Here is a 12,760-nt window from a genome sequence, read left to right as displayed (position 1 = left end):
AAAACAAACCGCTAAAATGTTTAACTTAAAAACAAGAAATTATGAACTATTTAAAAAAGATTTTAGCGATCACATTAGTATTTAATGTGGCAATTGTAACAGCACAACAGAAAGAGTCATATGTAGCTGCAGAAAGTGGATTATCTCTCAGAAATCAACCAGATGTTAGTGGAAAAATGTTGACCAAACTATCCTATGGTGAGGTTATTGGAGTATTAGAAGAAACTGATAAAAATTTGGTGGTACTCGATGCAGGAAAGAAAATTAGTGGAAAATGGGTAAAGGTTGAAACCAGAAACCATATTGGTTATGTATTCAACGGCTATTTATCGCCAAATAAAATTGCAAGAACAATTAGAGTCAACCTCGATAATGTAAAGGTTGAAATTAAAAACTTAGCCACAAGTGATTATAAAAGAATTCATGATTTAAAAGATGAAAACAAAGCTATAATCAACGTTGATGTGAGTGACTCACCAGAAGGAAAAAACATAGTGTTAGTTGATAACGACTATAAGCAAGTGAGTCTATTTCAACGTTATGAAAACAGTTTTTCCTACATGAGTATGGATGCTAAATGCAGTTCTAATGAATGGAAACAATACGATACTGAATGGAAACCATTGAAGCAAGTAAAATCAAATACTTTTGAAACTTTAACCTATACAGAAAAGGATTGGATTAATTTTATTGAAACAGCTACTGAAGATTTAAAAGAGGATGTGGTAGATAAATGTGGTGAAGACTGGTTAGCTTATATAAACACTATTAATAACATTAAAGATTTCCCAGTTAGTGTATCAACAAACCGTGTTTTTATTAAATTTATATTGACAGATTTTGAAGATAACATCACTGAAAAAATAATAGAATTTGAAATGCCTGTAGGATTATAAACAATGAAAAACTTTAAACCATACTTTGCTGTAATATTTACATCAACACAAACAGAAGATACTCAAGGTTATGATGAAATAGCTGAAAAAATGGAACTTTTAGCTAAACAACAAAACGGTTACCTAGGTATGGATGCTGCAAGAAACGATGTAGGTATTACAGTAAGTTATTGGGAAAGTTTAGAAGCTATAAAAAATTGGAAAGCAAATACTGAACATTTATTTGTGCAACAAAAAGGACGCGAGCGATGGTATAATTGGTATAATGTGAGAGTCTGCAAAGTCGAACGTGAGTATGAATTCAGAAAGAGTTAAAAGGCTAGCGTTTTAAAGTAAAATGACCTCTATATTCTTTACCATCTAAAATAATTAGATACCAATAATCTGAAGTGGGCAGTTCATTACCTATAAATGTACCATCCCAATTGACATCACTATTAGAGGCAGAGTATAATAATTTACCATAGCGATTGAATATATATACTTCTGACCTGGTGAAAAATTGAGAAACGTTAATCGAAAATGTATCATTTCTCCCATCGAAGTTAGGTGTCATATATTTCTGTATGAAAAAATGAAAATGCTCAGCAGTCACAACAGTTTCACACAAATTTGATTTCACATATACAGTGTAGGAACCACTTGGTGTATTTCCAAATGTGTTGCTGTATTGGTAATCCATACCATCAAGAGAATATTCATAATTGCCTTGGTTTAGTAAATTAATAACTATTGCACTACCATCAGAAATTACTGATTCTATTATAGGATTCTCAATTAGGGTCACGTAAAAAGTAACTTGTTCTGTTACACACCCATCAGTTATTTCAACCTGATAAGTGCCTTCAGAATCTACAGAAATAGTAGGCGATAATTCTCCAGAAACCCATTGATAACTAGTATTTATTATTGTAGTATAAGGATCTAATATAATTGTTTCATTTTCACAAAGATTCAAAAACTCATCTCTAAATTCTATGGGTTGTGTTCCCGTAATTTCCCAATCACATATGGTTTCATTAAAAACTGTAGATTGCCAACACTCTAAATCTGTAGGCTCTGGCGCTTGAGTCCCTGAAATTTCCCAAGAGCATATTGCATCGTTAAACGTCGCTAACTCCCAACATTCTAATCCTATTGGTGCTTCAGGTTGTGTTCCTGTAACTTCCCAAATACATGTGGTGTTATTGAATGTTGCTGTTTCCCAACATTCAGTTGTTGGCTGCACTGGTTGAGTACCTGTCACTTCCCAATCACAGATGGTATCATTATATATTGCAACTTCCCAGCACTCTAATCCTGTTGGTGCGTCAGGTTGTGTTCCTGTCACTTCCCAAAGGCAAGATGTATTATTAAATGTAGCCGTTTCCCAACATTCAAGTGTCGGTTGCACTGGCTGTGTACCTGATACTTCCCAAACACATGTCATATTATTAAATGTAGCCGTTTCCCAACATTCAAGTGTTGGTTGCGCAGGCTGAGTTCCTGTAATATCCCATGAACACGTCGAGGTATTAAACGTAGCGGTCTCCCAACATTCAATAGCAGGTTCGGTTGGTTGTGAACCTGTTACGTCCCAAATACAAGTCGTATTATTAAATGTCGCCATTTCCCAGCACTCTAGATCTGTTGGAGCAGCGGGTTGACTTCCTGTTACAGTCCAGCTGCAGGTACTATCATTAAAGGTTGCTGTTTCCCAGCAGGCAATCGTTGGAGGAGGTGGAGCTTGATTCACTGTGATTTGATAAACGTCTGATAGCGTAATACAATCTGAATTACTCAAATTCGCTTGAAACTCTGCAACTTTGGCTCGGTAGTAGGTGGTAGCAGTTACACCCGAAACAGTAATAGATGAATTTGTTTCGCCAGCAACATCCTGCCAATTTAAACCATCTGTACTTATTTGCCATTGATAAAAATGATTACTAAACACCTCAAAATCTGGTACCGCAGTAATCGTCTCTGAAAAAGGAGTTTGAGAACTACAAATAGACTCTTGGTCACTCCCACTACTATCTTCTATAGCAATTAAATCACCACAACTTTTAAAGATGATATCATCAATAGCTAAATCGTTTCCGCAGCCACCTGAGCTATTATTTATCATTTTTAGAATTACAGAAGTCTGACCCGGAATAGTTTGAAATACTAAAGCATATTGCTCCCAATTAGGAGTCAGCGTTCCAGAGATATTTCCGGTAGTACCTGACGCTAATATATTTGTGTCGGTATTATCCCAAATTTCAAATCTTACATTGATAGGTATCGCACCAGCTCCACAAAATCCATTTGATGGTGCTAGATTAATTAGCCAAGACGAAAATTCATAAGTCGTGTTCTCACAAAGTCCGGTAATATCGGTTCTAAAAAATTCGCCTGCACTTGCATCAGAGTTCACAATTAGCATTCTACCATCAACGTCTCCTGGTGTGACATCACTGACGTTGAGCCAATCAAAATAATTAGTGTTACTAGATACCGTGTAAAATCCATCGTCTGGAGGTTGACCGTTAGCGTAGGTGTATGACGTTGTTCCGGGAGGCAATGGAGACTGCTGCAATCCTGTTCCAAAAGTTTCAACAAAAATTGGATCACCAGAATTTCCCTGACAAAAACCTAATTGCGCAGATATACTTTCAGAAAAAAAAGAAAGACATAAAATTATGAGTATTTTGAGATCTAAATAAGGCTTTTGCACGTTTAAATATATAGATAACTTTATGAATTCAGTTGGCTTTTCGATGAAAAGGCCATAAAATCTACCTTTGTATAGTCGATGTATAGGATAATAATAAATATTAAACGGCATAGAATAAAATCTATAGTGATTTTAATGGTATTCGTTGCTTATTATTTTTGTTTACCTCAACAACTGTTTAAAGATCCAACTGCTACTGTTATTACCAGTGATTCCGATGAATTATTAGGCGCTTTAATTGCAGAGGATGGTCAATGGAGATTTCCAGCAAGTAATAGTATTCCAGATAAATTCAAGACCTGTATTCTTCAGTTTGAAGACGAATACTTTTATAAGCATCCTGGCTTTAACCCTATTTCTATATTTAAAGCATTGAAAGAAAACTTGTGTTCTGGTTCCGTTAAAAGAGGTGGAAGTACCATAACACAGCAAGTGATTCGTTTATCTAGAAAAGGACAACCGCGTACTTATTTTGAAAAATTTAAAGAAATCATCTTAGCAACACGTTTAGAATTTAGATTATCAAAAGATGATATTTTAAATCTCTATGCAAGCTATGCGCCCTTTGGCGGAAACGTTGTTGGTATTGATGCTGCATCTTGGAGGTATTTTAATAGAAATGCTTCTGATTTATCTTGGGCGGAAAGTGCAACATTAGCAGTTCTCCCAAATGCACCAAGTTTAATATATCCTGGTAGAAACCAAAAACGATTACTAGATAAACGCAATCGTTTATTAAAAAAGCTATTTGAAAATAGTACAATTGATAAGTTAACCTATGAATTATCTATTGATGAGAGTTTACCTCAAAAACCTTATCCATTACCACAAATTGCACCTCATTTACTTCAAAAAATAGCTAGAAAACATAAAGGAAAACGTATAAAAACAACAATTAAAACTTCGCTTCAAGAGCAAGCTAATACTATTGTGAAACAGCATTACAATATCTTAAAACAAAATGAAATTTATAATATTTCTGTTTTAGTTTTAGATGTGAATAGGCGAGAAGTTTTAACTTATATAGGCAATGCACCGACAGATAATGCACATCAAAAAAGTGTTGATATTATTGATAAGCCACGAAGTACAGGTAGTATTTTAAAACCCTTTTTATATGCCTCTATGCTAGATGCCGGTGATTTATTACCAAATACTTTAGTGGCCGATGTACCAACACAATTTGGTAGCTACCAACCTGAGAATTTTAATAAATCGTATGATGGTGCTGTCTATGCTAATGAAGCTTTATCGCGCTCGTTGAATGTACCTGCTGTACGAATGCTTCAAGATTTTGGGCTTGATCGGTTTTATCATTATTTAAAACAGTTACAACTTAAAGATTTAAAATACAACGCCAACCACTATGGTTTGTCTTTAGTACTTGGCGGAGCGGAAAGTAACCTCTGGGATTTATGTAAAAGCTATGCGGCCATAGCTTCGACTTTAAACCATTATAATGACAATTCGAGTCAGTATTATACAAATGAGTTTCTTCAACCGACATATAATTCTGAATTTAAATTAGACTTTGGAAAACTAAGTACAGAGAAAACGGTTTTTGATGCCGCTTCAATTTACCTCACTTTTGAAAGTATGAAGCAAGTCACCCGGCCAGAAAGTGATGAGAGCTGGGAATTCTACGATTCATCTCAAGAGATTGCATGGAAAACAGGAACCAGTTTTGGTTTTAGAGACGCTTGGGCTATTGGAACAACCAAAGATTATGTAGTTGGTGTTTGGGTTGGTAATGCTGATGGAGAAGGGAGGCCAGGTTTAGTTGGTGTACAAACTGCAGCACCAATTTTATTCGATGTTTTTGATGTGTTACCAAAAAGCGATTGGTTTTCTCAACCTTATGATGAAATGTTGGAGGTTAGTATTTGTAGACAAAGTGGCTACAGAGCCTCAACAATTTGTGATGAAACTGAGTTAAGGTATATTCAAATATCTGGTCAAAAAACTGAACCTTGTCCATATCACCAATTAGTTCACTTAGATGCCACAGAAAACTTCCAGGTTAATTCATCTTGTGAAACAGTTTCAAATATTAATACTAAAACATGGTTTATTTTACCCCCTTTGCAAGCGTATTATTTCAAAAATAAAAACCCGTTTTACAAAGAACTTCCACCTTACAGAAAAGATTGTTTGGAATCAAATGGAACTCCTATGGAATTTATTTATCCTAATCAGCAGAGTACTATATTTTTACCAAAGGATTTTGACGGCAACACCAATGATTTGATTCTAAAAATTGCACACTCAAAACCAGAGCTAAAAATTTATTGGTACATTGATAATCAGTACATTGGTATGACTAAAGACATTCATGACATGGCTGTATTACCGTCAGAAGGTGACCATACTATTACTGTTGTTGATGAAGAAGGCAACGAGTTGAAGCACGAAATTACAATTTCAGAGTAGTCCTATTTAAAGGTCAAATTCTTACTTTTGTAATTAACAATCAATAAATATTTATGGAAACAGTTCAATTTATTCATTCATACTGGGCTTATTTAGTATTACTAGTCCTAATTCTGGCAACGTTCAATGCTCTTATTAAATTTTTTGGTAATAAGGAATTTGATGCTAAAGATTTCAGAATTTCATTATTTACCTTAATTACTATGCATATTCAGTTATTAATAGGTATAGTATTGTTTTTTCTTAAAGACTATTTCGATACCATTAAAGAAGTTGGTGGTATGGGAGAAGTGATGAAAAACTCTGAATTGAGAAACTTAATAATTGAACATCCTACTACAATGATAATAGCAGTGGCCTTGGTAACTATAGGCTACTCTAAACATAAAAAGAAATTAACGTCTAAACCAAAGTTTAAAATGCTAGCTATTTTCTATACTATAGCTTTGATTTTAGTTTTGGCTAAGATTCCTTGGGATCTATGGTTTTAAACATAAAAAAGGCGCAATCTTAATTGCGCCTTTTTTATTGATATTTCATTTCTTTAATCTTCAGGTTCTTCCTCTTTAACTTCCTTTATCACATAGACATATACAGGAAAGTGATCACTAAAGCCGCCAGTAAAACCACCATCAGCAAAACTTCTAAATGGATAGCCTTCATAGCGTCCTCGCTTATTAAACATATAGGATGGATTATAAATACCAGCTTTCCAGAACCTAAAAGTAGAATAGTCGTCTTCAATTAACGGCTTTGTCATCATTATTTGATCGAATAAACTTAGAGCATCTCTATAGGCTGTAGTTCCCCATCCTTTTTCAGTAAACATTTTTTCATACGGATTATAAATCCCTTTTAATGGTACCTCTTTCTTTTCCTTTTTAGCTTTAAGAACGTCTTTTACACTTTCATTAGTTGGGTCGTCATTTAGATCTCCCATAGTAAAGATCTTAGCATAAGGATCTTTTGATTGTATGGAATCAATAATCCGTTTATTCAATTTTGCAGCACCTACACGCTTAGATCTGCTTCGCGCTTCACCACCACTTCTCGAAGGCCAGTGATTAACAATAACATGAATAAGGTCACCGTCTAATTCTCCGCTAACTAATAATTGATCTCGAGTATACACTCTTTTTCTTGTAACATCATCATATATTAACAACTCATGTGAACTTGAGTCAATAGGTTTAAACAATGCTTTTTGATATAGTAGAGCTACATCAATACTTCTTCGGTCTGGTCCATCAAAATGAATGATACCATAATCTTTACCTAATAGCAGTGGGTCATTTACTAAGTCTTCTAAAACATCTCTATTCTCAATTTCACAAACGCCAATTATTGCAGGAGAATTATTTGCCATATCTGTACCGATATTAGCAATAACTCTTGCCATATTTTTCACTTTTTGCTTATACACTTCAGAACGATTAGCTTTCATTTCCATAATTGGACTAGCCTCATCATATTTTAGTGGATCATTGATTGTGTCAAATAGATTTTCTAAATTGTAAAACGCTACAGTATGTATTTTAAAACGTTTTTTTTCTTGAGCCTCAACGTTTATTATGCTTACTAAAGCAAACAAAACCAGAAGGGATTTTAATAATTTCATTTTGGTAATATTATCTAATTGTTATATCCAGAGCAAATTGCTTGTCAAAAGTATGTATTTATTATAAATAATGTACATTTGCACGCCTTAAATAACTATTATTTAATGTATAACAACAATCAATTTTAATATAGGCATGAAAAAAAGTTTTTTACTCTTTCTGTTCTCAATGGCCTTTACTTTAACAGGTTTTGCACAACAAACTATTGTTAAAGGAAGCGTTTTAGACGGAACTACAGGAGAACCAATTCCTGATGTAACCATTACTATTGAAGAAACCGGACAAACTCGCAAAACTGACTCCAAAGGTGAATTCAGTTTTACTCAAAATGTACCTCTTGGTGAGCAAGTTTTAAAGGTTGAAAAAGTAGGCTATGTTACAAAGCGTTACCCAATTATTGTTAATGAAGGACAAACCGTGGATATTAGCGGAATGACTTTAGACTTTGATTCGAGTGACAAAAAAGATTTATTCATTATTTCAATTTCCGACGCGAATTTAAATAGTGAAGATGATGGATTAACAGATAACATTTCTGGTTTATTACAAGCCTCTAGAGATGTATTCTTAAGTGCAGCAGCATTTGATTTTAGTGCAACATTTTTTAGACCAAGAGGTTTAGATAATGCAAACGGTAAAGTTTTAATTAACGGTGTTGAAATGAACAAACAGTTTAACGGAAGACCGCAGTGGGCTAACTGGGGAGGATTAAACGATGTTCAACGAAACCAAGAATTTTCAATGGGTATGTCTGCTAACGACTATAATTTTGGTGATTTGGCAGGTACCAACAATATTTTAATGCGCGCTTCTAAATATAGAAGAGGTGGTCGTATTTCTTATGCGTCTGCAAATAGAAGTTACACAGGCCGTGTAATGGCAAGTTATAGTTCTGGTTTATTAGAAGGAGGCTGGTCTTATTCTGTATTAGGCTCTCGTCGTTTTGGTGAAGAAGGATTTATTGACGGAACGATATATGATGCTAATTCATTCTTTGTTGCTGTAGAAAAACAAATTAATAAGAAACATAGTGTTAATTTTACAGGGATTTATGCTCAGAATAGACGTGGTCGTTCTACAGCAATTACAGAAGAAGTTTATGACCTAAAGGGAAGACGATACAATCCTTTTTGGGGAGAATTAAATGGTGAACAGCGTAACTCTAGAATGCGTGAAACAGATGAGCCAATTCTTATGTTAAATCACTACTGGGACATTTCTTCAAAGGTTAGATTAAATACTAACGTTGCCTACCAATTTGGTGAAATAGCTAACTCCAGGATAGATAATGGTGGAACTCGTCTAGTAAATATAGACGGTGAGAGTGTGTACCTAGGTGGTGCGCGTAACCCAACACCAGAGTACTATCAAAACTTACCAAGTTACCATTTACAAGATTCTAATCCTACAGCATATGATTATCAACTGGCATATTTAGCTGAGCAAGCATTTATAAGTGATGGTCAGTTAGACTGGAATGCATTATATGAAGGGAATGCGGCGCTTAGAGCGCAGGGAGGAAACTCACTCTACGCCGTCCAATCTGATGTTGTAAAAGACAAGCAATTAACTTTCAATACAATTTTAGATGCTGAATTAGCTGATAATATTAGATTAAATGCAACGCTTAATTACAGGTCTTTAAAAAGTGAAAACTTTGCGCGATTAGACGATTTACTTGGTGGTACAGGATATTTAGATGTAGATTTCTTCGCTGAAGAAACTCCAAATACTGTTGGTGGAAATCTAGAAGATGTTGCACAAAGTAATTTAAGAAACCCTAATCGTATAGTTGGTGAAGGTGACCGTTATAAATACAATTATGATATGGACGCTGATGTAATCAGTGGATTTGCACAAGCACAATTTAAATACAATAAAATAGATTTTTATGTTGGTGCAAATGTTTCTCAAACAACATATCAAAGAACTGGTAAATTTGAAAATGGAAATTTCCAAGGTGGAGGAAATGATGGATCCTTTGGAAAAAGTGATAAATTAGATTTTTCTAATTTTGGATTTAAAGGTGGTTTTACATATAAAATAACAGGTAAACATTTATTAGATGTTAACGCCAGTTACTTTACTAAAGCTCCAACTTTAAGAAACTCTTTCAGCAATGCCAGACAGACAAACGCTAAAGTGATTGGCTTAGAAAGTGAGAAGATTCAATCTGTTGATGTAAGCTATATTTTTAGATCTCCAAAAGTAAAAGCAAGACTTACAGGTTTTTATTCTGGTTTCCAAGATGGAAGTGATATAGGGTTTTATTTTACTGAAGATCTTGCTGGTCTGGGTGTAGACATGGGTGATGCTTTTGTTCAAGAAATTTTAACAAATGTTGAAAGACGACATGTAGGATTAGAATTTGGTATAGAAGCGCAAGTTACACCAACAATTAAATTGAAAGGCGCTGCCTCAGTAGGTCAATATACTTTCCAAAATAATCCTAATTTATATGTTACTAGTGTAGATATAGATGGTCCGTTAACTTTTGGTGATGGTACTACACAGATTAAAGATTATCATGTTGCTGGTGGACCAGAACGTGCTTATCAAATAGGTTTTGAATATAGAGATCCTGATTTTTGGAACATTGGTGTTACCAGTAATTTCTTTTCTAACGCATATTTAGATATGAGTAATCTAGCCAGATCAGCTAACTTTACATCAGACTATGATGGTAATACATTTAATGACTATGATCCTATTTTAGCTAAAGAATTATTGAAACAAGAACAGTTTGATGATTATATGCTTGTAAATATCATAGGTGGTAAATCGTGGAAAATAAATGACTACTTCGTTGGTTTCTTCGCTACAATAAACAATGTATTTAATGAAGAGTACAGAACAGGTGGTTTTGAACAATCGCGTTTAGCAAATTTCCGAAGATTAAAAGAAGATAAATCTAGAGCTAATGGTCCGGTTTTTGGTCCAAGATATTTCTTTGGGAACGGAACAACATACTACTTAAACGTATACGTAAGATTTTAAGCAATGACACAACAAAATAAAATTTATAAAATGAAAACTTTAAACATTAACAAATTCATATTACTACTAATAGGTTTAGTAGTATTCAACAGCTGTGTTGAAGATGATGACTTCAATACACCAAACACTTCTGTATCAGAACCTGTTCTTAACGGACCAGAAGTATCAATAGGAGCAATAGCTGGGCGTTTAGCTCAAGAACAAGATAATGGCGGAACATTAGACTATACAGATGAAGATACCGTTTTAACTTTTGAATTTAGTGAAACTAACGAATATATGGTTGGTTACGTGGTGTCTTCTGATGAAGGTGGTAACTACTTTGAGGAATTGATCCTTCAGGATAATATTGAAAACCCAACAATTGGGATAAAATTATTAATAGATGTTAATCCATTATTTGTAAGATATGAAGTCGGTAGAAAAGTATATATAAAATTAAACGGGTTAGCAGTAGGAATGACTAACGGTGTTTTAACGATTGGTACATTAAACGGTAATGAAGTTGACAAAATATCTTCAGCAGTAGAAAATGAGTTTTTAATTAGATCTGCAGAAGTAGCTACAATGGTACCAATGCCATTAGAGTTTGGTGATTTTGCCGATGATAAAACCAATCTATTGATAGAGTTACAAGATGTTCAGTTTAACCGAAACCAAGCTACTGGAGATAATCCTCTAAGTTTCGCTTCTGAGGCATCAGATGAATTTGATGGAGAACGTACTTTAGAAAGTTGTGCTTCTGCTTCTTCTGTAATTTTTAGCACTAGTACCTTTTCAGACTTTAAAAGTTTAACTTTACCTTCAGGTCGAGGAAGTATGACAGCTGTTTTAACTAAAGATTTCTTTGGTGAAGTATATAATGTAGTGATAAGTACTCCTGAAGATATCAATTTTGATAGTGATGATCGTTGTGATCCTGATTTCTTAGAATGTCCAGGTGCTTCAGGTGGTGGTACAGCATTTTTCTCTGAAGATTTTGAGTCATTCGGAACATTTACTTCTGAAGGTTGGACAAATGTTAATGTCAGTGGAGGAAGCACACAATGGGTAGAAGGTAGCTTTAGTGGTAACGCTTATGCTCAAATCTCTGGCTTCAGTAGTGGAGATGATGAAATTAATGTTTGGTTGGTAACACCAACAATTAATATGGATGGAACAACAGGTGAGGAATTATCATTTGATATACAGGCTAATTTTGATAATGGAACTATTTTAACGGTTTTAGTATCTGATGACTTTACTGGAGATCCTACAACTGCAACTTGGCAATTACTAGACGCAACAATTCCTGCTGGACCTAGTGGAGGATTTGGAAGCTTTGAAGGTGTTGGTCCAATCAACGTTTCTTGCCTAGATGGTGATGTTAACTTTGCCTTTTTCTATGAAGGGTCAGATCCTAGTGCAACTACAAGATATCATGTAGACAATGTAGAGGTTACAGGCAACTAATTCTCATTTATAAAAATAAAAGCCACATCTTTGTATAAGAAGATGTGGCTTTTTTATTTTCACTAATTTATGTTAGATTCCTTTTATATCGTCGTTTTTAATTACTATAAGAAGTCCTTAGGTAAACGTAGTTTAGCCATTTCATTAGCTTATATAAACCTATTGGAACTTAGTGTACTTTTAGCTCTAGCTTCCTTCTTTATGGCTTTTGCGGTACAAATGAAAATGATAGTTATGTCGTCTACCAAGTTTTGGGTTTTATTTAGCTTAATTAGTGTTTTTGTTGTTTTTAAAAATTGGATGAGATATAATGGAAAGAAACGTAATGTCTTAAACGCTAAGAATAAATCTAAACAGCACTCTATTTACTTACTTTGGCTTATGCCATTAGCATTTATTTTAATTGCGGTTGTGCTTATACAAGCACAATAAAAAAAGCCATTCCTTAAGGAATAGCTTTAATTATTTATTATTTTTCTAACTGTTTTACTCAGTCTTTTTTTCTGAATTGCAACAAGCTTTTTTACAATCTTCTGCACATGCCTTTTTTTCTTCTTCAGTCTTGTCAGCACAACAGGCTTTGTCACAGTCTTTATCACATGCTTTTTTAGCATCACCAAAGGCCTCAACTTTCTTCATGTCTTTTACAGAGTAAACATCTCCTACCT

General features: G+C 34.2%; 9 protein-coding genes and 1 pseudogene. 7 read left to right on the top strand and 3 right to left on the bottom strand.

The genetic code is table 11. From position 1 onward, the window contains the following. Positions 1-41: 41 nt before the first annotated feature. Positions 42-896, top strand: coding sequence for an SH3 domain-containing protein (locus ACTG3Y_RS08195; protein WP_439152441.1), 855 nt, complete (start codon positions 42-44; stop codon positions 894-896). Positions 897-899: 3 nt separating this feature from the next. Next, the gene (locus ACTG3Y_RS08190; protein ID WP_439152440.1) at positions 900-1,211 is read left to right on the top strand and encodes an antibiotic biosynthesis monooxygenase family protein; all 312 of its coding nucleotides are present in this window, start codon (positions 900-902) and stop codon (positions 1,209-1,211) included. Positions 1,212-1,215: 4 nt separating this feature from the next. Here ACTG3Y_RS08190 and ACTG3Y_RS08185 read toward each other — a convergent pair whose 3' ends face one another. Next, positions 1,216-3,594, bottom strand: a complete 2,379-nt coding sequence (locus ACTG3Y_RS08185; RefSeq protein ID WP_439152439.1) for a T9SS type B sorting domain-containing protein — start codon at positions 3,592-3,594, stop codon at positions 1,216-1,218. A 78-nt stretch (positions 3,595-3,672) separates the two neighbouring features. Here ACTG3Y_RS08185 and pbpC point away from each other — a divergent pair, with 78 nt between their 5' ends. Beyond that, entirely contained in the window at positions 3,673-6,024 is a 2,352-nt protein-coding gene (gene pbpC / locus ACTG3Y_RS08180) for a penicillin-binding protein 1C (protein ID WP_439152438.1), read from the top strand. A 53-nt stretch (positions 6,025-6,077) separates the two neighbouring features. Then, positions 6,078-6,515, top strand: coding sequence for a hypothetical protein (locus ACTG3Y_RS08175; RefSeq protein WP_439152437.1), 438 nt, complete (start codon positions 6,078-6,080; stop codon positions 6,513-6,515). 53 nt (positions 6,516-6,568) lie between these two features. On the opposite strand, the gene ACTG3Y_RS08170 is transcribed toward ACTG3Y_RS08175, so the two are convergent. Beyond that, the gene (locus ACTG3Y_RS08170; protein WP_439152436.1) at positions 6,569-7,642 is read right to left on the bottom strand and encodes an endonuclease/exonuclease/phosphatase family protein; all 1,074 of its coding nucleotides are present in this window, start codon (positions 7,640-7,642) and stop codon (positions 6,569-6,571) included. Positions 7,643-7,778: 136 nt separating this feature from the next. Between ACTG3Y_RS08170 and ACTG3Y_RS08165 the strand changes: the two genes are divergently transcribed. The 3 genes from ACTG3Y_RS08165 to ACTG3Y_RS08155 all read left to right on the top strand — a co-directional run bounded on the left by ACTG3Y_RS08165 (position 7,779) and on the right by ACTG3Y_RS08155 (position 12,524). Next, positions 7,779-10,640: a TonB-dependent receptor domain-containing protein gene (locus tag ACTG3Y_RS08165; protein ID WP_439152435.1), complete on the top strand. Its 2,862-nt coding sequence runs from the start codon at positions 7,779-7,781 to the stop codon at positions 10,638-10,640. Positions 10,641-10,670: 30 nt separating this feature from the next. Beyond that, complete coding sequence (locus tag ACTG3Y_RS08160) at positions 10,671-12,092, top strand: DUF5689 domain-containing protein (RefSeq protein WP_439152434.1); 1,422 nt, start codon at positions 10,671-10,673, stop codon at positions 12,090-12,092. Positions 12,093-12,161: 69 nt separating this feature from the next. Then, the gene (locus ACTG3Y_RS08155; RefSeq protein ID WP_439152433.1) at positions 12,162-12,524 is read left to right on the top strand and encodes a hypothetical protein; all 363 of its coding nucleotides are present in this window, start codon (positions 12,162-12,164) and stop codon (positions 12,522-12,524) included. Positions 12,525-12,578: 54 nt separating this feature from the next. Here ACTG3Y_RS08155 and ACTG3Y_RS08150 read toward each other — a convergent pair. After that, positions 12,579-12,760: pseudogene (locus tag ACTG3Y_RS08150) on the bottom strand (heavy-metal-associated domain-containing protein); the annotation flags it as partial.

This window comes from Winogradskyella sp. (assembly GCF_965656915.1).
Taxonomy (GTDB): Bacteria; Bacteroidota; Bacteroidia; order Flavobacteriales; family Flavobacteriaceae; genus Winogradskyella.
This window is presented reverse-complemented; position numbering and strand designations above follow the sequence as displayed.